This window comes from Marinobacter sp., from assembly GCF_048269445.1.
Taxonomy (GTDB): Bacteria; Pseudomonadota; Gammaproteobacteria; order Pseudomonadales; family Oleiphilaceae; genus Marinobacter.
On record NZ_JBLXIQ010000002.1, the window covers coordinates 195,015 to 221,516 of the forward strand.

Genomic DNA, 26,502 nt, shown 5'->3' on the forward strand with positions numbered 1-26,502 from the left:
AAGCACCCTCTGCGGATTCACTGACAGGGGTTGCCTGAATTGGCCCCACATATCGACAGCTGCCAAATTTTATAGCAAGCTCAAATAATATCTGTTTTCTGTAGCGAGCCGAGATCCAAAGCCGCTCGTATCTCAAAAGAAAAGGACACCCTATTGAGCCCGGCCATGCGTGACAGCGAAGTCCTCGTGACCCACCACAAGGCCTTGATGGAGCTGACTCATAAAAACGGTTTCATCGAAATGCCCCGGCCCCGGAAACTGGCGGCCCTCACCGAACTGTGTACCCGGCGGCTCGGTATCAAGCGCGCCAGCGTCTGGTTGTTTCCACCGGAGCGTGACCGCATCAGTTGCGAGTGGCTGCACGATGAAGAGCATCCTGGCCGCGACAGCTGCGTCCCGCAACAGGATTCCGGCTACAACCTCTTCCGGTCCGACCACCCCGAGTACTTTCAGGCCATTACAGCGGCCCGAGTCATTGCGGTGGACGATGCCCAGCACGATCCGCGAACCCAATCTTTCGACCGCGAGTACCTGTCGGTCCAGAATATTCACGCCATGCTTGATGCCCCCATATTCGATGGTGATCAGCTCAGCGGCGTGGTCTGCCTGGAATCCCATGAACGCCGGGAGTGGTCGGTCCCGGATATCTCCCTGGCGGTAGCTATTGCTGACACCGTCAGCTTGATGAACACCCACGAAGCCTGGCTGAGATCCAAACGGGCACTGGACTACGTCAAGCGTTACGATTCCCTGACCGGCCTCGCCAATATCGATTCCCTCCGCGACCGGCTTGGCCATCTGGTGCGCAAGATCAAACGCCGTGGTGCCGGTAGCCTTGCGCTGCTCTGGATTGATATAGACCGACTTAAAGTCATCAATGATGGGTTGGGACCCCAGGCGGGGGACCAGGTTATTGCCGAGGTCGGTCAGCGACTGAACGAGATTCAACTGGCCGGTAAGGACTTTCTCGCCCGTATCGGGGGAGATGAATTTGCAATGGTCATCCGGAATTACACGCTGCCCGACTTTCTGGAAGAGGTCACCGAGGAGATCCAGAGCCGCATTCGCAAGCCTATCCGGGTGTCAGACCAGGACCTGAACGTCAGTGTCAGCATGGGCATCTGCCACTTTCCCGGCGACTGCCAGGAGCCCGAAGAACTGCTTCGGGGCGCAGAAGCCGCCATGTACCACGCCAAACGGCAGGGTCGGGATCGTTCCACGCTGTTCGATTCCGAAATACAGATGACCGCACGCTCCCGCTTCGCCCTTGAGAGCGAACTGCGGGAAACCCTACAAACCAGTTCCCTGGACGTATTTTACCAGCCGATCATGGCTCGCAAGGACAAAAAAGTCGAAAGCCTGGAGGCGCTGGTTCGTTGGCACCACCCCAGGCGGGGCTGGCTTTCACCCCTTGAATTCCTGGATGTGGCGCGCAGTGCCGGCCTGATGTACAAACTCGGAGCCTGCGTGCTTCGACGGGTCTGTGAACAGTGGCGCGAAGCGAAGGACAGGGGTATTCACGTGCCAACCGTCTCGGTCAACCTCTCTGCGGAACAGGTGCTGGTTCCTGAGCTGCCGGAGCTGGTGCAACAGATCTGCAATGAGCAAAAAATGCCGGTCAGCGCCCTGCAGTTTGAAGTGACCGAGGACTCGATCCAGGGGGATTCCGGGGTCATCGCGAAGGTTCTGGAACAGCTGGTTGATGCCGGGGCCGAGCTGGCCATCGATGATTTCGGTACCGGCTACTCGTCGTTATCCCGGTTGAAAAGCCTGCCATTTTCCCGGATCAAGATCGATCGCTCGTTCATCAAGGACCTGCCGGATGACGACGACGATTGCGCCATCACCCTATCCATCATCGGTCTGGCCCGGGGGCTGGGGCTCTCCGTGGTGGCAGAAGGCGTAGAGAACGAAGCCCATGAGGCCTGGCTGGTCGAGAAAGGCTGCGACTATATCCAGGGCTACCTGTATAGCAAACCCCTGCCCTTTTCCGACATCATTGGCCGCTATTACTCCGACTGACCAGGAACCGGAAACTCCGGAAAGACTGACAACACCTCAAGAAAGCTGTCTTCCGGCGTGGCGGTGATCACCGTCTGCTCCCCCGAGGCGGGGTGCCTGAACTCCATCCGGGTTGCCGCCAGCATCAGCCGCCCCTGACCGAACCGCTCCGCAAAATAACGATTATGCCGGCCCCGGCCGTGATTGGCATCGCCAACAATCGGGTGGTTGATATGTTTCATGTGCCGCCGCAGCTGATGCTTTCTGCCGGTTCTGGGGCAAAGCTCAACCACCGCGTACCGGCTGGTCGGATATTTCTCGATAGCCACCGGTATCTCGGTAGTGGCCAGGGTCCTGTACCGTGTGAAGGCATCCCGTACGGGCTGTTCGATACCCTTCAGGCGACGATCTTCAGGTTCTTCCCTTAGCGGGTAATCAATTTCGCCACACTCCGACGGCCAGCCCCGAATCATCGCCAGATAAGTCTTGCTAACCTCCCCCGACATCATCGCAAGCCCTAGAGTGCGTGCTGTGACAGTGTCCCTGGCAAACACCAGGATTCCTGATGTCGGCCTGTCCAGACGGTGCACCGGGTAAACATGCCGGCCACCATTGAGCGCCCGGGCGTACTGCAGGGCAAACTCGGTTTCATGCCGGTCGATGGGGCTTCGGTGCACCAGCAGCCCCGCCGGTTTGTGGACGATCAGCAGGTGATCGTCGTGAAATAGAACGGTCAGTGGATTCTGCATCGACATCAGGGACTATCAACCCGGGCAGCAAGCCTGACCAGAGTCTGGCCGGCCCGGCTACCCAGAACCAGTAGCGAGGGCGTGAGCAATAGCGTCAGCACTGTGGCGAAGGTCAGGCCGCCCGCGATGGCACTGGATAGCTGGGTCCACCACTGGGTGGACGGCGCCCCGAGACCCAGAGAAGGCGTCAGCAAGTCCACATTCACCCCAAGCACCATGGGCATCAGGCCCAGCACGGTGGTGATGGCCGTGAGCAAAACCGGTCGCAGACGCAGACAGCCGGTTTCCAGGGCCGCATCATAGGCGGTGAGCCCTTCCTTGCGCATCTGGTTGTAGGTATCGATCAGAATGATATTGTTGTTCACCACTATTCCCGCCAGGGCAATGGTTCCCATACCCACCATTACAATGCCGAACGACTGGCCGTTGACCAGCAGGCCAAGGAGCACCCCGGCAGTCGAAAGCACAATGGCAGAGAGGATCAGGAAGGTCTGGTAGAGCGAGTTGAACTGGGTCACCAGAATCAGCAGCATCATCCCGATGGCCACCAGAAAGGCAGTGACCAGGAAGTTTGCGGCCTGCTGCTGATCCTCGTTTTCACCGGCAAACTTCACCGAAATGCCTTCCGGCGGCTCAGGCATTTCCGCTTGAAGCAAACGAAGAAGCTCATCCACCCGCCGGCCCGGGGCCAGATCGGACTTGATGGTCACGGTGCGCTGGCCGTCGACCCGGACAATACTGCCGGTCTTGTCTCCCGGCTGAAGGTCGACGAACTGCGAAAGCGGCACCTGGCCGCGGGAGGTGTGGAGGGTTTGCCGCTGCAAATGGTCAAGCTCGCGCCAGTTGTTGGGCACCCGCACCACGATATCGACCTCGTCCCGGACGTCCTCGGGGCGATAGGTAGCCAGCACCAGGCCATTGGTAACCAGCCGCACTGCACTGCCAATACCGAGCACATCGGTGCCGAACCGGGCGGCGGCTTCCCGGTCAACCTGCAGCCGCCATTCAATACCCGGCAGGCTCCGATCATCCTCGACATCCACAAAACCACCCAGCTCCCGCATGTGGTCCTTGATGCTGTCCACGTAGCCGTTGAGGCTATTGGGCGAGCGACTGCTCACCTGCAGCTCAATGGGTTTGCCCTCGTTCGGCCCACCTTCCTGTTTGCGGAATTCCAGCTCAACGCCCGGAATATCGCCGGTCAGCTTCCGGAAATCCTCCAGAATGGCACTGGCCGGGCGCCGGGTGTACCAGTCGGTGAACTGGAACTGAAGAACACCAATGACATCCGGCGCCATCTGCGAACCGGCGCTGACCGTTGAACGCGCGTAAAGGGCCTTTACCTCTGGCATACCCTGCAGGCGCTGCTCGACCTCACGGACAATCGTATCCCGCTCCCACACCGACAGGTCGCCCCTGGCCCGCACCTGCACCTGGGCCGAATCCGGTTCGACACTCGGGAAAAACTCCACACCGTAATTGAAACGGGCGTAGGCGGCGTAGATCACCGCAATGACACACAGCACCCCAATCAGTGTCAGCCCGGGCGATTTCAGCAGTACCGACAGCAACCAGCGGTAGTGTTGCATCAGCCGGCCTGTTGTTTCACTCTGCCGGGCCCTCCGGCCGCCACTGACACTGCCCAACACCGGCAGAAACACCAGCGCCATCGCCAGCGATGCCACCAGACAGATAATGACCGTCAAAGGCAGGAACTTCATGAACTCCCCCACCACCCCGGGCCAGAACAGCAGCGGCACAAATACCGCCAGGGTGGTGGCTGTGGAAGCGATGATCGGCCACGCCATGCGGCTTGCGGCCTCGGCCCAGGCATTTTTTACCGTCTGGCCATCCGACAGGTTCCGGTCCGCAAGCTCGGACACAACGATGGCACCATCCACCAGCATGCCCGCCACCAGGATCAGGCTGAACAGCACCACGATATTGAGGGTGAGCCCCATGGTCCAGATCACCAGAATTCCGGTGAGGAACGCGCCGGGAATGGTCAATCCCACCATGAACGCAGAACGTGGCCCCATGGCGGCAATCACTACGATGATCACCAGCACGATGGCCGTGAGAACGTTGTTCAGCAGGTCGCTGAGAATGTCCCGCACTTCCTCGGACTGATCCATGATATAGCGAATTTCCAGGCTTTCCGGCAGCTGGGGCCTGGCCTGGTCGATCAGGTCGCGGACCTGGCCAATGGTTTCGATGATGTTGGCACCGGAGCGCTTGGAGACCTCCAACACCAGCGCCGGCTCGCCGTTGATCCGGGCAAATCCAGTGGGATCCTTGAAGGTACGCTGGAGCATGGCAACATCCCCGAAGGTCACCACTGTATCCCCATCTACCTTGACCGGCATGGACATCACGTCCTCAATGGTTTCGATCACCCCGGGCACTTTCAGGGCCATGCGCCCGTTTCCGGTATCCAGCGAGCCTGCCGCTACGAGCTGATTATTGCGGGTTACCAGCGAAGCCAGTTGATCGAAGTCGAGGCCGTAGCTTTCCAGCACCTGGGGATCCACCACGACTTCCAGCAGGTCTTCCCGGTCGCCGCCAATTTCGACTTCCAGCACCTCGGGTATGGATTCGATGGCATCCTGGAACTGCCGGGCTACAGTAATCAGCTCCCGCTCTGACAGGGGGCCGGACAGCCCGACCGACAACACCGGGAAGAGGGACACGTTGATCTCGTTTACCCTCGGCTCATCTGCCTCCCCGGGCAGTTTGCTGCGGGCCGTGTCGACTTTCTCCCGAACATCCTGCAGGGCTTTGTCCGGATCGAAACCGGCATCGAATTCCAGCATCACTGAAGCATGGCCCTCGGAAGCAGTGCCCCGCATTTCCTTGATGCCCTCGAGCGATCTCAGCTCCTGCTCCATGGGCCGCACCAGCAGCCGCTCAGCGTCCTCCGGGCTGATCCCGTCCAGGGTCATGGACACGTAGATCACCGGGATGGTGACGTCGGGATTGGCTTCCTTGGGAATGGTCTGAAACGCCGCGATACCGCCGAGAATCAGGAACAGCAGCGTCAGCAGCGTGGTACGGCTGCGACCAATGGCGGCAAAGATCAGCGTGCGCATCTCGCCTAACCCCTGTCTTCAGCGGCATCGACCGGCATCACTTTCTCACCGTTGCTCACGAAACCACCACCCCGGGTAATGAGGCGGATTTCATCCGGCAACCCGGTTACCCAGGCCCCATCGGTGGAGACGCTCAGCAATGTCACTTCGCCGAACACCACCCGGTTCTGGTCGTCCACGTATTGCACCCCCGGGCGGCCATCGTCTCCGAGCGAAAGGTAAGCCGGAGAAATGAACATCGCCTTCACCTCCGGCAGAGCTACTCTCAGGCTGGCGCTGCCACCCGCCACCCGCCGGCGGTCGGGATTTTCCACAGCAATCTCTACTGCAAAGCTGCGGGTTTCCTGTGATGCCGCACTGGCAACAAAGGTCACAACGCCGGAGAGCCGGCTGCCGTCCAGCAGATCCACCCGGACGGCCTGGCCAGGCGCTACATTGGTCACTGACTGCTGGGGAATCTGCGCAGTCGCTTTAAGACGGTCCACTCTTACCAGTTGGAAAAGCGGGGAGCCCACCTGCACAAGGTCTCCGGTCTCCACGGATTTGCTGTTGATGACTCCGTTGAAAGGCGCCTCGGGGGTAAGATGACTGACCGCCTGCCGGGCGCTGATCAGTTCCGCATTGGCGGCGGCCAACTCACTCTCAAGGCCCAGCACTTCAGACTGGGCGGCAAGATTGTCGGCTCGCAGCCGGCGGGCCGCGGCCAAATCCGCTTCCAGTTTGCGAACTCTGGACTGCCAGCGCAGGACCGCCGAACTGCGCCCTTCATCGGAGATCGAAAGCAGCTTCTGTCCTTGCTGGACCTGTTCGCCGAGGCCCACAGTGAGTGATTCCACCCGGCCGGAAACCTGGGCGCTCAGCATCACAGAATGCCACGGTTCCAGCTGGCCCTGAAGCATCAGACCCGGTTCATGGAGTCTTGCTGTCAGGGTTTCTACCTGAACACTTGTCAGCTGGCCGTCACGGCTATCCTGGCGCTCCGGAGGCTTATCACTGGCCACCTTTATCTCACCGGTAACCATCCAGAGCACCAGTGCGATCACAATCAGTAGTGACAGGCCGAGGGAACCCCACTTTGCTTTCGTCATGGACTGTGTGAATCCTTTCGTAAGGCTGACAGAAAAAAACCGGCAATTAACGGTTGCATCCGGCTAAAAACGTGGGGTAGATTCTACACAGAATCTTTTAACGAATTCAGAGCAGACTGTCGATTTTATGAATCTCAACGCAGTGATTGTCCTTGTGAAGCTTGTCCTGGTGGTCGTGGTACCGTCCGGGGGCTTCTGTGTGGACAAGCGGGTGAGATAGCGACAAACCTGACAAGACACCAGAAACCCCCGGCACCGAAAGGTCCCGGGGGTTTCTTTTTGCGGCAAAGAAAAAGGGAAAAAACGACCATGAACGGCGCACAGCACATTCTTGAAGCGTTCCACCGCCACAACATCAGCACGGTTTTCGGGTATCCGGGTGGCTGCATCATGCCGCTTTACGACGCGCTGGTGGACGATGTGGGCGTGGAGCACGTGCTGTGCCGCCATGAACAGGGCTGTGCCCTCGCCGCCGACGGCTATGCCCGGGCGAGTGGCAAGCTGGGGGTGTGCATCGCCACCTCCGGCCCCGGCGCCACCAACCTGATTACCGGCGTTGCCAATGCCCACCGGGATTCCATCCCCATGCTGGTCATCACCGGTCAGGTCCCCTCCGGCCTGATCGGCACTGACGCCTTCCAGGAAACCGACGTACTGGGCATGACCCTGGGTATCGTCAAACACAGTTACCTGGTTGACGACGCCGACACCCTGCCCGCCATCATGGAAGAGGCCATTGAACTGGCGCAAAGCGGCCGACCGGGACCGGTGTGGGTTGATATCCCCAAGGACCTGCTCCTGACCGACGTTACCCATGCGCCTTTCCCGCAGCGCCAACCACAGCACAGCTGCTGCCCGGACCTGATCGACACACTGACCATGTTGCGCGCCGCCCGCAAGCCTCTGCTGTACAGCGGCGGCGGCATCAGCCTGGGCCACGCTGAAGACAGCTTCCGGACGTTTGCCCAAAGCTCCGCCTTGCCCGGGGTTGTTACCCTCAAAGGCATCGGGAACCCGGGCAAACACAATCCCTACAACCTCGGCATGCTGGGCATGCATGGCTCCCGCGCCGCCAACAAGGCCGTGGACGAATGCGATCTGTTACTGGTGATCGGCGCCCGCCTGGACGACCGCGCCACTGGCCAACTGAACGGCTTTGCCCCCAAAGCAAAGATGATTCACATCGACGCGGACGCCGCCGAAATCAACAAACTGCGCCAGGCCGACCTGGCCATCCGCGGAGACCTGAATGAAATTCTTGAGGCTTTGACCAAAGCATTAAAGGATAAGCCGTTGGCCATCAGCGACTGGCAGAAACAGTGCCAAACGTGGCACACCACAGGCGGCTTCCACGCGGCCGATAACGATGATCCAATGGCCCCAGTCACCGGCCCCGCCTTTATCCGCCAACTCTCCAGAATCGCCCCGGACGATACCGTCATTGCCTGCGACGTTGGCCAGCACCAGATGTGGGTGGCCCAGCACTACGAATTCGATCACCCACGCCACCACCTCACCAGTGGCGGCCTCGGCACCATGGGCTTCGGCCTGCCCGCCGCCATCGGCGCCCAGTTTGCTGACCGGCACGGCACTGTCATCAACGTCACCGGCGACGGCTCGTTCATGATGAACGCCCAGGAACTGGCCACCATCCGCCGCTACAACCTGCCGGTAAAACTCATCGTGATGGACAACCAGTGCCTGGGCATGGTCCGCCAGCAACAGGAGCTGTTCTACAACAACCGGGAGAGCCAGATAAACCTGGACGATAACCCGGACTTCGTCGCCATGGCCCGGGCTTTCGACATCCCGGCCCTGTACATTGAACGCACTGACCAGATCCGCCGCGGCATCGAAACCATCCTGGCCTTCAACGGCCCGATGCTGCTGCACGTCGCCATCAGCCGTGAAGAAAACGTCTGGCCCATCGTCAAGCCGGGCGCCAGCAACCGCGAAATGATCGACGAACCCCGACGCACCAGCCCTGCAAACAAGGAGCACGTAGCATGACCCGGAAAGCCGATATCTCAACGCCGAGTTATACTCTCAACTGCCGCATGTCCCAGGAAGCCGCCGCTCTGGAGCGCCTGTGTCAGGTAGTCCGAATTCGCGGGTTCAGGATTGCCAGAATGGCCGTAGAAAGCGCCGGGGAACATCTTGATATCGCCCTCACCCTGGAAGGCACGCGGCCGATCGCCATGTTGCAGTCGCAGCTGGAAAAACTCCACACGGTTGCGGAAGTTGCTTTGGAAGGTTCAGCGGCTATTCGTTCACGAATTGCCTGACCTCTGTAAACCCGCCATTGTGTGACGGTCACGGGGTGGAGTACCTTTTCTGTCGGGAAAAAATGTCTGAGCGCAGCGAGTTGTTTTTCCCAGAAGAAAAGGTACTCCACCCCGGGACCAGCCCCCAAATCCGCAGGGCAGTGGACCCAGACTCGAAAGGTTACCAGGCCTTATAAGGCAGGAACTTGCCGTTCATGGTAATCACAACACGGTCGCCCTTCGGATTCTCCTCCTTCTCGATGTCCATGGTGAAATCGATGGCGCTCATGATGCCGTCACCGAATTTCTCGTGGATCAGTTCTTTCATGGTGTCACCGTAAACGCCGACCACTTCGTACAGACGGTAAATCAGCGGGTCTTGCGGAACAGCACTGTCCCAGGATTTTTTGGGGCACACCTGCAGAGCTTCGGCCACCGGCTTATCCAGGCCAAGAGTTTCACACAGGGCAAACGCCTTATCTTCGGCCAGGCTGTTCATGCCCAGGGCTGCCGAGGTGGTGAACACCGGGGACATGCCAATGGCATCGGCAAGGACTTCCCAGGTGATGCCTTTGGACACTTTGGCTTCCAAAATTTTTGCAGTCATCAGTTCTTTGTTCATCATGGCTATTTCCTCTTTTGGCTATTGAGCTCAGACATTAACCGCACGGGCGGTGGACAACTGGAACGGTTTGCGGTCATGGGGCACTCTCCCTACTCTCCAATCGTTTTCGCACCCTTTCGGTGCAGAGAAGGTGTAGCTGGGGGCCTGGTAGCTGAAACATGGCCGGGCCGGTTACGTGTTTTGAGAGAGCTATCGCAGGGTTTGTGCCAACTGCTGAAAGTTTTTTAATAAGTTGTTTTAACTACCTTTTAAAAGCGCTAACGCAACCGACAACAGCTACGAGAATTCGTATTTCACGATTTTTCGTAGCAGATACCACGATTATTCGTAGTTGGCACAGGGTTTGTTTTGTCTTTTCCCGGATAACAGAGGAAAGACCCATGAGCCCCGAGACCATCATCGCCCCCACCGCCACCACAAACTGGGTTGATCAGCTGCGAACCCTTCGGGAAAGGCACGATGCCAACCACTACCACCGGGGCGGGTTGCTGGAGTGGCAGCGGGTCGAGGAACTATTCAAGGATATGGAGCGGGAAAACCAGCTGATCCTCCACGCCGTCGGGGAAGGCATTTATGGCGTGGATGTCGAAGGCCGCACCACCTTCGCCAACCCGGCGGCGGAACGGATGCTGGGCTGGCGAATTGATGAACTCATGGGCCGGGTGATTCACCGGGTCGTACACCATTCCCACGAGGATGGCAGCCTTTATCCCCTGAAAGAGTGCCCCATTTACGCCGCCTTTCGGGATGCCAGCGTCAAACGGGTGGGTGAAGACTGGTTCTGGCGCCAAGACGGCACCGGATTTCCGGTGGAATACACCAGCACCCCTATTCTGGATAACGGCCATCCAGTAGGTGCCGTTGTCGTCTTCCGGGACATTTCACCGCGCCTGCAGGCCCAGAAGGAACTGCAACAGGCGCTGGAAGAAGTGGAAAGCCTCAAGCATCGTCTGGAAATGGAAAACGCCTACCTGCAGGAAGAGCTCAGCGCCGAGTACCACTTCCACGAAATCTTCGGCCAGAGCGACGCCATAAAAGCCATCGTCCGCAGAATCGGCATGGTGGGGCCCACCGACGCCAACGTGCTGGTCACCGGGGAATCCGGCACCGGCAAGGAACTGATCGCCCGCGCCATCCACCAGTCCAGCACTCGCCGGGAACGGCCGCTGATCCGGGTGAACTGCGCTGCGATCCCGAAGGACCTGTTCGAGAGCGAGTTCTTCGGCCACATCAAGGGCGCTTTTACCGGCGCGATCAACGACCGTGTTGGCCGGTTTGAGTTGGCCGATGGTGGCACGCTTTTCCTGGATGAAGTGGGAGAAATCCCCCTGGAACTGCAAGGCAAACTGTTAAGGGTCTTGCAGGACCAGCAGTTTGAGCGGGTCGGCGAAAACCGCACAAGGGCGGTCGATGTCCGCGTCATCGCCGCCACCAACCGGAACCTGAAAACGGAAATACAAGAAAAGACCTTCCGTGAAGACCTCTACTTCCGCCTCAACGTCTTCCCCATCGAATCCGTTCCCCTGCGCCGACGCCTGGAGGACATTCCCATCCTCGCCCAGGAGTTCCTCAGCCGCGCCTGCCAGAAGTTCAACCGCCCTGCCCTGGCTCTGCGAGAGCGCGACGTTGTAACCCTCAAGGCCTACCACTGGCCTGGCAATGTGCGGGAACTGGAAAACGTGATCGAACGACAGGTGATTACGGCTGACGGCCGACTGGACCTGGATTTGTCCGGTCCTGATTCCGTTACCAGCCCTGTCGCAACGCAAACCGCGCCGGCGAGGCACTTTAGTGGCGAATTGATGACAGACAGTGAGCTCAGAGAGTTGAAAAAACAGAACCTGCAACGGGCCCTGCAGATGAGTGGCGGGAGAGTATTCGGGGATGATGGCGCGGCTGCCCTTCTTGGCATCAAGCCAACCACCCTTGCGTCCAGATTGAAAAAGCTCGGCATTAGCCCCGGACTCGTCCGCGATTCCTGACCCAAAGACTGGCGCTCACATTACGCAGTCGTACGCTCCGCCCGGGCAAACCCCGGGCGGAGCGTACCGCCAAGCTCACACCCGCTCGGACATCACCGGGATACTCTCGTCTACAACGTCCGCCGGCGGCGTAGACCGGCCATACCTGTCATCCAGACGCTCAATGTCATCTTCGCCGAGGTAGGCACCGGATTGCACCTCGATCAGTTCAAGCGGAATCCGCCCGGGGTTGAACAGACGGTGCACCGAGCCAATTGGTATGTAGGTGGACTCGTTTTCCGACAAGAGAAAGGTTTCATGATCCCGGGTCACCTCGGCAGTACCACGAACAATGATCCAGTGCTCTGCCCGGTGATGGTGCTTCTGCAGGGACAATTTCTCCCCGGGCTTCACCATGATGCGCTTGACCTGGAACCGGTTTCCCATATCAATGCTGTCGTAACTGCCCCAGGGTCGGAATACCTGCCGGTGGGTTCGGGTTTCTGTGCGCGCCTCCCGATTCAGCCGCGTCACCAGCTTTTTCACGTCCTGCACGTTGTCCCGGTGGGCCACCATAACCGCATCTTTAGTGTCCACCACCACCAGATCCTTGACACCCAGTAAAGCGACCAATTTGTCCGAGGCATGCACAAGACAACCCTTGGTGTCTTCCAGGCAGGCATCTCCCACCACTGCATTGGCCTCATCGTCCTTGGTGGTCACATCCCAGATGGTTGACCAGGAGCCAACATCGCTCCAACCGGCATCCATGGGAACCAACAGGGCTTTGGAAGTCTTTTCCATGACCGCATAATCAATGGAATCGTCCGGGCAGTGTTCGAAAATTTCCGAGGGAATACGGGTAAACTCCATATCGCGGGTAAAGCTCCGCGCCGCGAGCAGACAGGTGTCGTAAATGTCCGGGCTGTGCTTCTTAAGCTCGGCCAGATAGCTATCCGCGCGGAACATGAACATGCCACTGTTCCAATAGTAACCACCGGCTGCCAGCAACGCGGCGGCTTTTTCGGCGTCAGGCTTCTCGATAAATCGCGACACTGGTCGGGCACCGCCGGGTGCGGCACCCGACTGGCCGGCAGCGATGTACCCATAGCCGGTTTCTGGCCGGGTGGGCGTAATGCCAAACAACACCAAACCGCCGGATTGAGCCGCCTCCCGCCCTTTGAGCACCGCACAGCGAAACGCTTCAGTATCGTCAATCGCATGATCTGCCGGCAAAACCAGCATGATCGCTTTCGGGTCCTTACGGGCCACCTCAATGGCAGCAAGTGCAACCGCCGGTGCGGTATTACGTCCGAAGGGTTCCAGCAGAATAGACAGGGGCTCACGGCCGATGGCCGCCAGCTGTTCCTTGACGATAAATCGGTGTTCATCGTTGGCCACGACCACTGGCGCGTCTATATCGTCGGCTGGAAGCCGGCTGAGAGTCTGCTGCAACATACTCTGTTCCCCCACCAGCGGGAGGAACTGTTTTGGGTAAGCCTGGCGCGACAAGGGCCAGAGTCTGGAACCGTTACCACCTGAGAGAATGACTGGAATCATTATCCTGCTCCTTTACTCTTCGATTGGCTGCCACAGAAACATTCCGTGGGCACGTTCCGAGGGGGCGACCGCATACAGCACCGGGCCCCTCAGGGATATTTATCTGTCTCGTAACTGAATATCACCGGGTGGGTTGGGCCTCGCATCGACAGGCCATAAGGGAGCAATCCGGTACAGGTAGGAAATGTCTCCACCCAGGCGAGTGGACTTCATAGGCCGCAGCTCGTCGAGGAAACCAGACATGCCCTCGACATCGCCCCACATCACCTGCCAGGGTTCCATCCACGCCAGTGACCAGGACTTGTATAGCCCATCCGTGATCTGCTCATACCCCACCAGGTCTTCGATAACCTCCGAAGACTCAAGGCCGTTGACGACGTTCTGTGCCAGTGCCTGCAACTCATTCCGATAGTTTTCATGCAAGGCGTAACCGTTCACTTCAGCGAACGTCGCGATCAACGCCAGTGGCTGAATGGCGTAGTTAAGGTATTCCAGAGCCCGGGTTTCCCTGCTGAGTTCCCGGGGTAGATAGCCCGCAGAGTCGACCTGTCCCATGGCCTCATCGAATTTCGCCAGTGACCAGTTCCAGTCGCCACATTCTTGGGTCGCCACCGCAGACGACATTACCGCCCAGGCCGCCCAGTAGTCGTGGTTGTTGACCTTCTCCGGGTCGCGATCAGTGTAGTAGGCACGAACGCCTTCACTGAGCTGCCGGAACCAGCGTTCAATACGGTCTGACTGATCGGGATCGAACGCGCCCTCGGGCGCCGCCGCCATGCCCCGGAGATAGGCGTTGGCCGACGCCGCCAGGGCCCATTTCCGGACTGCCTGGCCCACGTGGTTGATGTCGTCGGTCAGCAGAGCATCCGCGCTGGCCCAGTTATCAAGGTTGTCCATCAGGCACCTCAGCGCAGCGGTGCCATCGCCATCCACCTGATAATCGTCCGCTGCGGCGATCACCACTTTCTCAAAGTTCCGGACCTTCTCGGTAGCCTCCTTGTAGGCCCGCTGGGCCTCCTCGTTAAGCTCATTTCGGGCGTCGTCGCTGCCCTGGTACTTGCTGGTCAATGACAGGCTGCCTTCATGGGGCTCCACCCGCTCGCAATCATAATCACCGCCGTCACCCTGCACCGGAATCTGGTAGTAACCCGCTGGTGCGCGCAACTCCCCGTCCAGGCATTGGCCAGCAGTCACCGTGCTGACTCCAAAGACCGTGGATACAGCTGCCGTCAGAAGCGTCCGTCGCCACTGTCCGGGTTCGGACCGTTGTCGGATCTTCATGGCCATGTTCTCCTTACTTTGGTTGAATGTGCGTCAGACATCCTGACGCTGACAAATCTTTGCGGTGACCGTGAGTCCTTCACTGACCTGTTCAGGCTTGAGTTCCAGGTCCAGAGACATGAACAGTTCATCGTTCCACTCCGGACCTTCCGGGAGCTCGAACACGAACCGCCCCGGGGTTTCCACGCGGTCGCCGTACTCCATGTCCACCCGGTCCTTACGGCCGAAAACGAACCAGACAAAGGCATCCACTTCTTTTACTGCGGGGTCGCTAAACTGAAGGTCGACCACATACTCGCTGCTGGGCATCTCGCGAAACTGGCCACCGCCGTTGTAGAGGACCTCGTTGACACCGACCCCAACGGCGGTCGTGTTCTGAAGTACCGGCTTTGTGCCCTCACAGGCACCGCTGATCATGGGCGTCACCTGCCGGTAGAATTCACTGCTGTCCAGAGTGTGGTAACCCGGCACCTCCCAGATCAGGATCTTCGGGGGCGACTGGCGAAAATTGTCAGAGAGCAGATACTCGAACATGGAGCCGTCATAACTGCCTCCCGCCACGGCTACGTTAAGAATCTCCGCGCCCAGAAACTCCTGGAGTGAGCCGACAAAATTGTAATCCTGGGCGCCCTTGCTGTTACTGGTGCCCACCAGCGTAATTGGCGGAAGCCCCTGATCACTGAACAGTGCGCTGGCGCCCCCTGCTTCGCCCGTACCAGCGGATTCCGTGCGGAATTCATCCACATACTGAGAGCCATAGGCAAAGCCGCAGATCCGACGCGCGGCATCCTGCAATGAACCATCCTTGCGGATCAGGCCGGATCGACGGGTGACAAAGTCCTGTTTTGGAAGCGCCTGGTAGGCGGGCATTTTCTTGATTCTTTCCGCCACCACTTTCGCTGTTCGCCTCGCACCGTAGGGTGTCCAGTGGTGATCACGCTTGAAGTAATAAGCTTCCTCGCCAGGCGGTTCCGCCAGCAGCGGGGTCAGGTCCGGCACCACCAGACCGGCCTGGCGAAACCGGTCGAGCGCCTCCCCATAGCTGTGTCGGGCCAGGTTCCAGTTAAATGGCACCGGTGAGGTGTCCGGCAAACGGTCGGGATGAACCAGCCCCTTGGTGGGCTGGAACACCATCACCAGCTCCGTGCCGGTGGTCTCTTTCAACTGCCGCGCAAAGCGCTTCAGGTGTTTAAGCCCCTCCAGATCAGGCCCGAACTGTTCCACCAACTCGGCTTCTGAGCGGAACAGCCAGCCGTCCTCACCCTGCACCAGCATCTTGAAGTTCTTCAGGTAACTGGTGTCGTAGCTGGATGGGGATGCGGTCAGCGGGCACAAATCGCAGCACCGCTGGATATCGTACTCTGGCAGCTCAACGGCGCTGGACGACGAGGCCCAGCCAACAAGCAGGACGACCAGCAACACCGCCCGGAATGCGCGACCTGGATAACTCTGCTTCATACCGATGTATCCACCTTGTTCTCGGCCACCACCAAGCGTGGCGAGCCACCCACATCAATGGCAAAAACACTGAACACTTTGCCCCGCTGAAGGCTGATCTGAGGGGTTCTGGCCAGTGATTCGCCACTCTGGAAAGCACCGAGCACTATCTTGACGGCATTAATCTCGCGATTGTCGACGTCGAGAGAATCCACCGATTCAATGACAGCAACCTTGCCGTCTGCCGTTCTGAGACTGACACCACCCTCGTCAGTCAGGTTGTAGAACGACAGCATTGCCTTGCGAGGGTTATCGAACGCAACATCGTTGAGCACTTTCGTTTTACCGGAATCCAGTACGACCACGGTGTAGAACTCATTTTTATCCATTCGAACCGGGGTTGACCGGCCGGCAACCTCAAGCTGGTAAGTACCTTCGGGAAGGTAGATATATGGGCTCGCGGCCAAGGGCTCTACCTCCTTGATCACTTTGCCTCCAATGGCAGCGTGCGCCAGCGAGCCGCTGGCGTCGGCATTGATCACCCGAATAAACGCCGCGCCGTCCGGGGCCTCGGCGGCATAAAGCGCGCCTTCTCCTCCCTGCGCTGCACTCACGGCAAAAATAAAACTGATCACGACTAGCAAAGCGTTATGCACAAGCGTTTTCATGGTTATGATCCTCACGGGTTGGTTTCAGAGCTGCGACCGGACGTCGCGGCCAGCAGTTTGTCCACCTGGCGGAACCAGGACAGGGCCTGTTCAGATTCCACCGGTTGCGCCAGGTAACGTTCGGGAAATTCCCAAATCACGAGTTGTGGCGGCTGATCTCGGAAATCGGACGATTGCAGGTAATCGGTCATCGGCTGGATCGGCCCCTGACCTTCGTCCGCCACATTGATCAGGTCCCGGCCCAGGTGCTGCCGTAGAGCCCCTGGAAAGTTCCACAACCGGTTAGCGCTGTAACTGGTGCCCACCAAAACTGTCTCGGCCGTGCTGCCACCGAACAGGGCATTGGCATTGGCATTGGCACTGTGTTTTGCGGCCTCCTCAGTTGTCCTCGGCTTGAGCTGATCCGGGGTTGGGCCAAATTCAGTAAACGCTGGGGCCACCGGGATGTAAGTCAGTAAGTCCCCCCGGTGCGTGACTGGCTCCTCCACCGAGGTGATAAATGTCTGCTCGCCCCATGACTGTTGCGGGAACCGCTCACGGATAAAGGTCGCAGCATGCCGGGCAAACAAATCGGCGCCCACCGGCGTCCAGTGAGTATCTGTGCGCAGAAACACGCGCTGCCCGTCACGCTGGGCCTGTTCCAGGGCGGGTGCCAGATCCGGCGCCGCGACTTTCGCCGACGCCAGATTGCTCAGGAAGCGGTCGTACAGGGAGGCCATCACCGCCTCAGGGTTAGTTCCGGCCAGCTTCTCCGAGTAAATACGGGCTTTGGCAGGCACCACCAGGACCACCAGAGGAATACCCCGGGCGCGGAGGTACTGGCTGACCTGAGTCACTCGCTCCAGATTGCGGGCGACCAGGTCGCCGCCGAGCTCTGCCGGATAGAACTCCTCCTCACTGAAAAGCCAGCCCTGCCGACCCACCACGACGCCGAGGCGACCTTCCTCAAACAGGGAATAGTTGATGGCGGCCCAGAGATTGGTGCCCAGATCCCGGACCGGAAACTGGTCGTCGTAGTGCCCTTCCAGCTCCCTGGCCCATTCCCCGTTGACCAGATTCAGATTCGCTTGGGCCTCGTAGCCCAGCAGGGGGCGGACGGACAGTACACCGAGCACCAGCACCAGGGCGATGAAAAGGCAGGCTGTCAGTATTGCGGCGGCTTTGGTCATGACGGCTCCTCAGAACTGGAAATACAGGAAAGGTGAAAAGCTCTCGGCGGACAGCTTGAGCACCGTCAGGGCAAACACCGGAACCAGCAGCGGTCCGGTCGCTGAGCGCCAGGCAGTGGCCACGCCGCCCCGGGCGGTCAGGTCAATCAAGCCACGCCGGGCCAGACGGTTCCGCAACCCCATCAGCGCAATCACGCCGTAGGCAAGCACAAGGATGGCCAGATTCAGGTCACGGATGCCTTGCAGGTACAAACCGCTCAGGCCGGCGCCGTCGAAACTGAACATGGCGCCATAGAAACCGAATGCATCGCTCAGGGTGCTGGCCCGGAAGGTGACCCAGCCCAGCATCACGAATAGGAACGTGGTTGCCCACCGGAGCCAACGGAAATTCGCCGGGTTACCAGAAGCCCCCAATCGGCGCTCCGCCGACAACAACAGGCCATGCCAGGCGCCCCACAGCAGGAACGTCCAGTTGGCGCCGTGCCACAGGCCACCGAGCAGCATGGTGAGCAGCAGGTTACGATAGGTTTTGAAGGTACTGTCACGGTTGCCCCCCAGGGGGATGTACAGGTAATCCCGCAGCCAGGTAGACAGGCTGATGTGCCAGCGGCGCCAGAACTCGGTAATACTCTGGCTGATGTAGGGTTGGTTAAAGTTTTCAGGAAACCGGAAACCCATCATCAACCCTAGGCCAATGGCCATATCCGAGTAACCGGAGAAATCGAAATACAGCTGCGCCGTATAGGCCAGGATGCCCAGCCAGGCGTCCGCCATGGTGGGATCGGCCAGTGCAAAGGCGTTATCCGCCAGTGGCGCGATGGAGTCGGCAATAAAGACCTTCTTGATAAAGCCCTGCATGAATCTCACCGAGCCTTCACCAAACTTCTCCAGCGTGTGCGTACGCTCGGTAAACTGGTCCGCCAGATCCTTATAGCGCAGTACCGGCCCGGCAATGAGCTGGGGGAACAACGCGATGAAGGCGGCAAAATCGATGAACCGTCGGGTCGGTTCCGTGTCCCCACGATAGACATCCACCACATAGGAGATCGCCTGGAACACATAGAATGAAATGCCGATCGGCAGAATGATGTTGGCCAGTTCCAGTGGCTGGCTGCCAGCGGCCAGCAAAAGTTCGTTCAGGCTGTCGACGCCGAAGTTGGCGTATTTGAAGTAAGCCAGGGTGGCGAGGTCGCCAACCACGCCCGCCGCCACCCACTTGCGGGCGCCGCTGGTGCCGATACCGGCCCGGTGAATGCCCAGGCCAATCACGTAGTTCCAGACCGTCACGGCCACGAACAGCAGCAGGAAATCCACCCGCCACCACGCGTAGAAGGAGTAACTGCCAATCAGGATCACGAGTGAGCGATACCTGAACGGTGTCAGGTAGTAGACTCCGAGAAACAGTGGCAGAAAAAGGAACAGGAAGATGTTGGAGGAAAAGACCATGTCAGTTCTCCACCCGCGTAACTTTGCCCATCGCGACGTTGGAAGGCTTGATGACAACAGCCCGATCCTTGTTCAGCAGGGCATCGAAGATCTGCATCTGGAAGTGCCCTAGCACGCCTTCAAAGTGAATTCCTGCGGCGGACCTCGGGAATCGCATCCCCACGTTGTAGAGAGCAATGTATTCAGGGTTGTCGGAAGAAATGGGGCCGCTGGCGTTGGACGCCAGCTCCCCGCCGACCACCGTCAGCGAGACCTCATAATCGTAGAAATCCTCCTTGAAGTTTCGGTCGGTGGCAGACAGGTCTTTCAACTGTCCGTAGATACCCCAGGTGCCATTGAGTACCGCCACGTTGTTGTACAGATCCACATTAGTGCTATTCCGGACCCGGATGCCATTGCGAAGGTTATTCATCAGCCGGTTGCCCCAGAGCAGGTTATCCGGCGACTCATACAAGCCGATACCATCACCCTGATTGTCGTGGGAAACATTGTTGGCCACCACGTTGTTGCGGCTCTGGCGATCCAGAACGATGCCAGACAAGCCGTTGTCATAGCTCCGGTTCCCGATAATCCAGCTGTTGTTGACTTGGCGGGAGATAATAATGCCGTGCTTTTCCCGGGTGCCATATACCTCGTTCCCGGCAATGATCAGCCCCTCGGAATAGTCATGGGGATCGATGCCGTACACGATGTTGTCCCGGTAGACGTTATTGACGATGGCAACGTCTTCGGCCTCGTAGCAGTAAAAGCCGTAGTAAAGGTCTTCAAAAGTGGACTCCACCAACCAGGCGTGGGGTTCACTGCGTTGCAGCCTGGCATTGTCGTATTCTGAATACTGGGCAATGGCAAAGCCGTAGGATTTACTCTGCTGGTAACCCAGGTTAGCCATGGTGCTACCCAGGATAAATGTTTCGCTGCCCCCCCAGCCGACAAAGAACGGGCGAAAATCCGTCTTTTTTCTGAAGATTGATGGGCCATTGGCCTGTTCACGCCAGCCCAGGATCTTGCTGTCGATGGCAAACAACCAGCCGTCATTGGCAAAAAAAGCCCCGCGCTCCTCAGACAACCGCAGCGTCTGATTCCGGATCACCAATGTGGCGCCTTGGCGAACCACGAGGGGCAGCCGGACAATATAGGTGCCGTCTTCCGCCCGCTCCATATACCGGGCGTCAGCCACCTGACGATAAACGTCTTCCAGGGTCACCTTGCCGCTGTTAACCAGGATGGCCTGAGGATGGGAAAATTGGCGAATCACCCACTCCCGGGCCCGGCCTTCATCCACAAAATCTCCGAGAGCACTGACATCGCCGATACGTTCCACCGTGACATTGGGGGCCTGGTCCGGCCGCTCCGCCAACCGGGATTCCACCGCCTCACGGGAAAACCGCGACAGGTCCGGAAGCACCGGATCAGGCCGATACAGTTCCTCACCGGACTTGATCTCAAAGCCGTAGTCTTCCAGGGCGGGCGCCGACACCGGCGGAGGCGTTGCGGATTCGCTGGAAAGCCCGTCGGCCGCGCTCCCCGTCACCGGTATGAGGATCGTCACCAACAGAGACAGGACCCATAGTGTTTTCCGGGTTTTCATGCGCTCTCCTCAGAACCGTTTGGACAGATCCAGAACCACCCGATGCCTGATGTCGTCGGCCTGCTCGCCATAGGCATCACCAGGCATGAAGACGCCACCGCGCAGGCGAACATCGAAGGGCGCCCACGAGCCGCCGTCGCCGTAGTAACCGAGCACCAGATCCACCGATTGACCAAGGTCGTCACTGGCGCCGTTAAAACCAGGCTCGACAAGATCCGAACGAAGCGTGTCCCCCTGATCACTCAGCCAGTAACGGTGATAAAGTAGGTTGGCGTCCCAAGTGTCGCGGTCAGACAGCGCGGTATAGAGAGTAAGCACTTTGAGATTGCTCCATTCCGGCTGGATAGCCTCGCCAAAGCGCTGGACCTGGGAGCGAGTGCCGGTAAAGCGCGAGCTGTTGCTCTCCAGGCTGGTCTGCCGGAACGCATCGGTACCTTCCCGGTCATCACCACCGGAGGCGTAAGCGCCATGGGCACCGATAACCCAGCGCGGCGTGTCCACCAGCTGGGCCCGCACACCGAGATCCGCGGCCCACCCGGAAACATCCCTTTCCCGGGCCCTGTAGCCGCTGGGGGCGGTGCTATCAGGACCAACCACGGAATCGGTTCCGCGCACCGCCCCCACCTGGGCGAAATACTGCACAGCATCATGGGAATGCCAGTCAAAATAGGCCCGGTCGGCCTGAACAGCCGCCCAGGTCAGTGATTCGGTGTACATCTCATCGGACGACTGGCCTCGGGCCGCGGCTTCCTCGGCCTGGTCGCCGGACCCCTGGCCATGGGTCACCAGAAAGCCCAAGTAGTGGCTCTTGCGCCACTGCCAGCGGGTTCGTGCGAAAAACCGGGTAATATCCTGCTCTTCGTCCTGAAGTTCGTTATTATCCGTGCGCATCTCGGCCAATTTCTGGGCCACACCGACGGTGCTATCCAGCAATGAGGTATCAAAGATCCAGCGGGCCAATGTGATATCGTCGTCCCACCACAGGCCGCTGTTTTCCTTTATCCGTTCACGACCGAAACGAATGGACTCGCCCGGATAATCACTGAAACCGTTATAGTCCAGCCAGGCTTCCCGCAGGGCAAAAAAGCCATCGGTGGTGGTGCCGCCAATTTCGTCACTGACATCAACCTGGCCGGTTGCACCAAAGGCTTGCAGGCGCACCTTAGAACGCCAGTCCGGGGATAGCTGCCAGACCCATTCCGGTTTTATATCGAGACCGGCCTCCGTGGATTTGGTGGCGCCATCCGAGCCCAAACCGAGGAGGCGATCACCCTCGCTGATGACACTGATTTTGGAACGGATGCTCTGCTCCACCAGTCTCGGATAGCTCTGTTCCAGCTCACTTTGGTTATTGGACTGGGCCAGGGTGGGCATCGCCCCCATCGAGGCCAGACAACTGACCGACAGCGCGAGGCGCGTAAATTGATCGTATTTTTTAAGCTGCATTGAGCTTATCCTCCTTGTTCCGTGGTCTTCGCGGCGCCATCAGTGCCCTTTGCGAGCAGTTGGCGGCGGGCCGCGCGCTCTCGCTTATAGAGCGCTTCGGCTGCCATTTCGACGTCGTGTGGCATGGTCGGCACCATCTCCAGAAGCAGCGCCTTGGCTCGTTTGACCCCCCCTTCATGGGCCAGCAGCGCAAAGCTCCAGGCGTATCGACGATTCATCTCGATGCCTTTTGCCTCCCAGAAGAGTTCCGCCAGGGCATAATCCGCTTTCGGGAAGCCCCGACGGGCAGCGGTCAGCAGATAAAACGTGGCCTTCTCCGGGTCCGGCTCACCGAGGTAACCGCGTTTGTAAATGCGGCCCAGCAGGTAATCGGCAGATGGGTATTTTGCCCTCGCCTCCTCGGCGTACTTGATTGCCTTTTCCGGGTCCGCCGTTACGATCCTGCCCCGTTCATAGGCCCTTGCCAGGGACAACGAGGCCTTAAGATCGCCGCTGGCCCGCGCTCGGTTGAGCATATCCAGCACCACCTCTGGCTCTGCCAGGTAGGTGTTCTCCATGATCAGCTTGGCCCGGGCAGTCAGTGCCGGCACGTAGTCCGGTGTCAGCAGGGTGTAGAGTTCGTTGGTGGTGGCGACCTGCTTCTGTGGCGATTCATCGTCCGATAGCCAGCGGGCGAACAGGTACAGATCCCGATCCTCAATGGCCCCTTCCCGCCACCCGTTGGTAACCCGGCTAACCAGTGCCTTGAAGTCGTCGCTTCGCCCCTGGGTGAGATACACCCGCGCCAGCAACTGGAAGCAGTCTGGCTGAGCCTCGGCAATCGGCACACACAGCGCTTCAATGTCATCCGCCCGAGCTTCGAACTGGCCGTTCAGCACGTAATAGCGCGCCAGAGCCACATCGCCCCGTGGATCGCCATTAGCGCGGGCCTGGTTGATGAGTTCAAGGGGCTCGCTATCCGGAAATTCCCGGGGGTAGTTCATATATAGATTCACCAACGGAATCAGTGCGGACTTGTCGCCCTCCACCAGTGCCTTCCTGAGGTATTGCGCACCATTGGCCCTCTGCTCAAATGTCGCGCCCTCGCGGGCATTCATTTTTCCGATCCGGATAACAGCCCGTTCGCTGCCCTGCGCCGCTGCTTTCTGGTACAAGTCCAGAGCCTTCTGACGGGCCTTGGGGGTGTCCGCGTCTGCGTAGAGGTCACCCAGCTCCACCTGGGCATCAGCCAGACCGAACCGAGCCAGCTCCTCAAGCTGCGCACGAGCCTGCTCGACGTTTCCAGTCGCCGCCGCCCGCTCGGCCCGCTGAATATCGGGAAGGTTGCCGCACCCGGCCAGGGCCAGGGCGAGAAGGCTGGTAATGCACCCTTGACGGAACATGCCTTGCAACCCCCTCAACCTTCCACGAACCGGTCAACCACTTTTTCCAGGCTTGGCAGCCGGAACTGGTCGACGGTGACACCAATCGGACGCCCAATCGAGCCGGTTGGCAGGGGCTGGTCAGACTCAATTGAGGCGCTGATAACATCAATGGCCCCACTCTGGACCTGGCTGTTCACGTACAGGGATGTGATACGGCCAGTCTGCTCCACACCATTTGGCAGTCGAAGTATCACCTGCTGACCTTCCTCAAGTTTCTCGCCTTGCTCAAACCGGAAGTTGGCAATCACATGGGCCGTTGCGTCCATCGGCGCTACAACCGCCAGCTGCTCGCCTCTGCTCATGTACTGATTTTCCGCAGACCGGAGGTTAATCACCTTGCAGTCGCAGGGACTGGTCAACGTTCCCCGTACCCGCTGATCCAGCAGCTCCTCGATTTGCCCCACGCTATAGCTGCCTTCACCAACCAGATCATTGACGTAGGAAAGCATCGGTGCGTCGAAGGTAGCGATGGCTTCACCGGCCTTGACCACCTGCCCCTGCTTAACCAATGTGGTGACCTTGGCATCCTTTGGGATCCGTACCGGGATCTCCTCCGATGCCACCATCGCCGACTCTGCCTTGGTGACGAAGTAGATGTCCCACAGTTCAGAGGCCACAAAACTGATGGCAAACAATCCGATCAGCATTACGATCAGGCTGCCCACCATGGCCCTGAGCTTGCCGAAAAATCCAAGATCCTGGCTCCCCTTGCTCTTCCGGGCCTTGGTGAAATTTTCACGGGACAGGGTGTTGAGAACGTCGCCAGCAGACACCACCTCGCCACTGAGGAACGCGGTTATCAGATAACGCAATGCCGAGACCTCACGGGCCCCGAGGTTCTGGAACTCACATCCGCAACGATCGTTGGTCGAATCGAAATTCCGGGGCACGAAGCTGACTTCAATCGCGAAATCAAAGCCGTCCACCTTGAAAACCAAGCGCCCGTTGTATAGCCGGCCCTGTCGAAAAGATTCCAGCCCGGTGTTCAGACTGAAGCCACCAGCGGAGAGGTCGGAAACTGGAAATTTGTACGTGCTGCCGTCCAGCTTCACAAACAACCGTGCCGGTATTCTGACCCGGGCGTACTGCCGCTGAGCCTCGGATTCGTGAACGAATTGCGGTGCAACTGCTGCCGTATTCATTGTTCTAGCCCTTATCTGTTTTCATTAGATGATGGATGCATGGGGAACCCCTCCCGCCGAGTCATACCAGTTTCATAACGACCGCCAGAAAAACGCTGCCCGCCGATAGAGTCATGATCCGTGACGACCAGCGATTCATCCTTTGCTGGAATGACGCCTTATCGGAACTGAATCGGGTTTTCTGTCGCGTCCACGACTGGCGATCAAGACGGAAAAAGACATATATTTTCACCAGCGACCCGAAGATCTGGTTGAAATAGAGAATGTATGGGTAAGCCGGCCCCACCCGGTGTCCGGTGGCCGTCAGCAAAAGGGTCAGCAACAGCCGGGTAAGACCGATCCACAGCAGGTAGGCCACTAGCACCAGCCCTGAGTACTTGATGGCGGCGACGATCGCGGCGGTGAGGCCGAGAATGCTGGTCCACATGGAAATACGCTGATCAAAAAGCACGTACCAGGTAAACCACCCAAGTCGCCGGGGGCCCAGTTTGGTGGCCCGGGAATTCTGCCGCAGGGAGTTGCCATACCAGCGGAACATCAACTGTCTGGCCGACCGAATGAAACTCGGGTCTGGCGGATGTTCTACCGTTCGGATTGAGGCATCGGGCACGTAGAAGGTGTCGTAACCCAGCCGCATCATGCTGTACCAACTGGACTTGTCATCGCCGGTGAGAAAACGAAATTCACCCAGCCGCCAGTGCTTCAGCGAGTCGTACTCCACATCGGAGATAAATTCCGGGCGGGTTACCACACTGGCCCGAAACACCGACATCCGGCCGGTGAGCGTGAGCACCCGGTGTGACAACCCCATGGAGCACATATTCATGTGGCGTTGGGCGAATCGCAGCTTGTGCCATTCAGACATCAGATAGCTGCCGCGCACCTCGCAGAACTCGTTGGTGGTGAGAGCGCCTACGTTGGGCATCAGTCGGAAATAAGGCGCGGTTTTACGCACCACGCCCGGGTCCAGCACCGTGTCACCGTCCACAACGGCGACCACGGCATTTTCATCCGGCAGATCCCTGGAAATAGCGCGGAAACCATAGGCCAGGCCATCTCGCTTGCCGGTGCCCGGTATGCGCACGATCTTCAGCTGGATGTGATCAGGCGGGTCCATATTCCGCCACAGAGCCCGCATGATCATCTCATCGGAGAGTTCGACCACCGAGGCTACGATGGTGACAGGCCATTGGCACTCAATGGCCTCACTGATGATTGAGCGATACACCATCGCGGTGGTACCGGAGTCAATCCGGAAGCTGGTCACCATCAGATAGACGTGCGACGGCGCGGCTGATTCGCCCAGTGCCAGGGCCTGACGACGGAGCCTGGGGTAGGCCCATTTGAGAAAATACATTGCACGCAGAAAGTGCGTGATACCCACGGAATACCGCCAGATACCAATCACACCGACCACCAGAAGAAAGTGCTCCCCGCCTCTCACCGTGTAGGTAGTTGGCAGGGAAACCGCCAATGCACCGAGTGCCGCGAGAAGTAGCAGCCAGCCACCGGTTCTGGATACTGGATTGTCTGAGATGTAAGACATGCCGCAGGTTCCTGAGAG

General features: G+C 58.9%; 19 protein-coding genes. 4 read left to right on the top strand and 15 right to left on the bottom strand.

Annotation, left to right across the window (positions count from 1 at the left end):
• The first annotated feature begins 165 nt into the window (after nt 1-165).
• Nucleotides 166-2,022: a putative bifunctional diguanylate cyclase/phosphodiesterase gene (locus tag ACN0XM_RS04200; RefSeq protein WP_417565665.1), complete on the top strand. Its 1,857-nt coding sequence runs from the start codon at nt 166-168 to the stop codon at nt 2,020-2,022.
• Here ACN0XM_RS04200 and ACN0XM_RS04205 read toward each other — a convergent pair.
• From ACN0XM_RS04205 to ACN0XM_RS04215, 3 genes are read right to left on the bottom strand one after another with little or no spacing between them, the layout of a single operon-like run.
• A complete protein-coding gene (locus tag ACN0XM_RS04205) occupies nt 2,010-2,756 on the bottom strand; it encodes a pseudouridine synthase (protein WP_417565666.1) in 747 nt (248 codons plus the stop codon). The two genes, ACN0XM_RS04200 and ACN0XM_RS04205, sit on opposite strands and share 13 nt — an antisense overlap.
• Nucleotides 2,756-5,839 (bottom strand): efflux RND transporter permease subunit, encoded by a 3,084-nt coding sequence (locus tag ACN0XM_RS04210; protein ID WP_417565667.1) that lies wholly within the window; start codon nt 5,837-5,839, stop codon nt 2,756-2,758. The genes ACN0XM_RS04205 and ACN0XM_RS04210 overlap by 1 nt, the downstream gene beginning before the upstream one ends.
• A 5-nt stretch (nt 5,840-5,844) precedes the next feature.
• Nucleotides 5,845-6,927: an efflux RND transporter periplasmic adaptor subunit gene (locus ACN0XM_RS04215; RefSeq protein ID WP_417565668.1), complete on the bottom strand. Its 1,083-nt coding sequence runs from the start codon at nt 6,925-6,927 to the stop codon at nt 5,845-5,847.
• Nucleotides 6,928-7,236: 309 nt separating this feature from the next.
• Between ACN0XM_RS04215 and ilvG the strand changes: the two genes are divergently transcribed.
• Together ilvG and ACN0XM_RS04225 are read left to right on the top strand one after the other, a co-directional pair.
• The gene (gene ilvG / locus ACN0XM_RS04220; RefSeq protein ID WP_417565669.1) at nt 7,237-8,937 is read left to right on the top strand and encodes an acetolactate synthase 2 catalytic subunit; all 1,701 of its coding nucleotides are present in this window, start codon (nt 7,237-7,239) and stop codon (nt 8,935-8,937) included.
• On the top strand, nt 8,934-9,212 hold the full coding sequence (locus ACN0XM_RS04225) for an ACT domain-containing protein (RefSeq protein WP_417565670.1): 279 nt from the start codon (nt 8,934-8,936) through the stop codon (nt 9,210-9,212). Before ilvG ends, ACN0XM_RS04225 begins: the two co-directional genes overlap by 4 nt.
• A 160-nt stretch (nt 9,213-9,372) precedes the next feature.
• On the opposite strand, the gene cynS is transcribed toward ACN0XM_RS04225, so the two are convergent.
• Nucleotides 9,373-9,816: a cyanase gene (gene cynS / locus ACN0XM_RS04230; RefSeq protein ID WP_417565671.1), complete on the bottom strand. Its 444-nt coding sequence runs from the start codon at nt 9,814-9,816 to the stop codon at nt 9,373-9,375.
• Between the two features lie 380 nt (nt 9,817-10,196).
• On the opposite strand from cynS, the gene ACN0XM_RS04235 reads away from it, so the two are divergent.
• Complete coding sequence (locus ACN0XM_RS04235; protein WP_417565672.1) at nt 10,197-11,798, top strand: sigma-54 interaction domain-containing protein; 1,602 nt, start codon at nt 10,197-10,199, stop codon at nt 11,796-11,798.
• 75 nt (nt 11,799-11,873) lie between these two features.
• Here ACN0XM_RS04235 and ACN0XM_RS04240 read toward each other — a convergent pair whose 3' ends face one another.
• The 11 genes from ACN0XM_RS04240 to ACN0XM_RS04290 all read right to left on the bottom strand — a co-directional run bounded on the left by ACN0XM_RS04240 (nt 11,874) and on the right by ACN0XM_RS04290 (nt 26,484).
• On the bottom strand, nt 11,874-13,337 hold the full coding sequence (locus ACN0XM_RS04240) for a mannose-1-phosphate guanylyltransferase/mannose-6-phosphate isomerase (RefSeq protein WP_417565673.1): 1,464 nt from the start codon (nt 13,335-13,337) through the stop codon (nt 11,874-11,876).
• 99 nt (nt 13,338-13,436) lie between these two features.
• Nucleotides 13,437-14,618 (bottom strand): alginate lyase family protein, encoded by a 1,182-nt coding sequence (locus ACN0XM_RS04245; protein WP_417565674.1) that lies wholly within the window; start codon nt 14,616-14,618, stop codon nt 13,437-13,439.
• 33 nt (nt 14,619-14,651) lie between these two features.
• The gene (locus tag ACN0XM_RS04250) at nt 14,652-16,076 is read right to left on the bottom strand and encodes an alginate O-acetyltransferase AlgX-related protein (RefSeq protein WP_417565675.1); all 1,425 of its coding nucleotides are present in this window, start codon (nt 16,074-16,076) and stop codon (nt 14,652-14,654) included.
• Nucleotides 16,073-16,723 carry an alginate O-acetyltransferase AlgF gene (locus ACN0XM_RS04255; RefSeq protein ID WP_417565676.1) on the bottom strand — a complete coding sequence of 217 codons (651 nt, stop codon included), beginning with the start codon at nt 16,721-16,723 and terminating at the stop codon, nt 16,073-16,075. The genes ACN0XM_RS04250 and ACN0XM_RS04255 overlap by 4 nt, the downstream gene beginning before the upstream one ends.
• Nucleotides 16,724-16,734: 11 nt before the next feature.
• Complete coding sequence (locus ACN0XM_RS04260; RefSeq protein WP_417565677.1) at nt 16,735-17,892, bottom strand: alginate O-acetyltransferase; 1,158 nt, start codon at nt 17,890-17,892, stop codon at nt 16,735-16,737.
• Nucleotides 17,893-17,901: 9 nt separating this feature from the next.
• Nucleotides 17,902-19,338, bottom strand: coding sequence for an MBOAT family O-acyltransferase (locus ACN0XM_RS04265; protein ID WP_417565678.1), 1,437 nt, complete (start codon nt 19,336-19,338; stop codon nt 17,902-17,904).
• Nucleotide 19,339: 1 nt separating this feature from the next.
• Nucleotides 19,340-20,926, bottom strand: a complete 1,587-nt coding sequence (locus tag ACN0XM_RS04270) for a NosD domain-containing protein (RefSeq protein WP_417565679.1) — start codon at nt 20,924-20,926, stop codon at nt 19,340-19,342.
• Nucleotides 20,927-20,935: 9 nt separating this feature from the next.
• Nucleotides 20,936-22,372 carry an alginate export family protein gene (locus tag ACN0XM_RS04275; protein ID WP_417565680.1) on the bottom strand — a complete coding sequence of 479 codons (1,437 nt, stop codon included), beginning with the start codon at nt 22,370-22,372 and terminating at the stop codon, nt 20,936-20,938.
• A gap of 5 nt (nt 22,373-22,377) precedes the next feature.
• Nucleotides 22,378-23,754 (bottom strand): hypothetical protein, encoded by a 1,377-nt coding sequence (locus tag ACN0XM_RS04280; protein ID WP_417565681.1) that lies wholly within the window; start codon nt 23,752-23,754, stop codon nt 22,378-22,380.
• Nucleotides 23,755-23,768: 14 nt separating this feature from the next.
• Nucleotides 23,769-24,938 (bottom strand): PilZ domain-containing protein, encoded by a 1,170-nt coding sequence (locus tag ACN0XM_RS04285; RefSeq protein ID WP_417565682.1) that lies wholly within the window; start codon nt 24,936-24,938, stop codon nt 23,769-23,771.
• A 61-nt stretch (nt 24,939-24,999) separates the two neighbouring features.
• On the bottom strand, nt 25,000-26,484 hold the full coding sequence (locus tag ACN0XM_RS04290; protein ID WP_417565683.1) for a glycosyltransferase family 2 protein: 1,485 nt from the start codon (nt 26,482-26,484) through the stop codon (nt 25,000-25,002).
• Between the last annotated feature and the right edge of the window lie 18 nt (nt 26,485-26,502).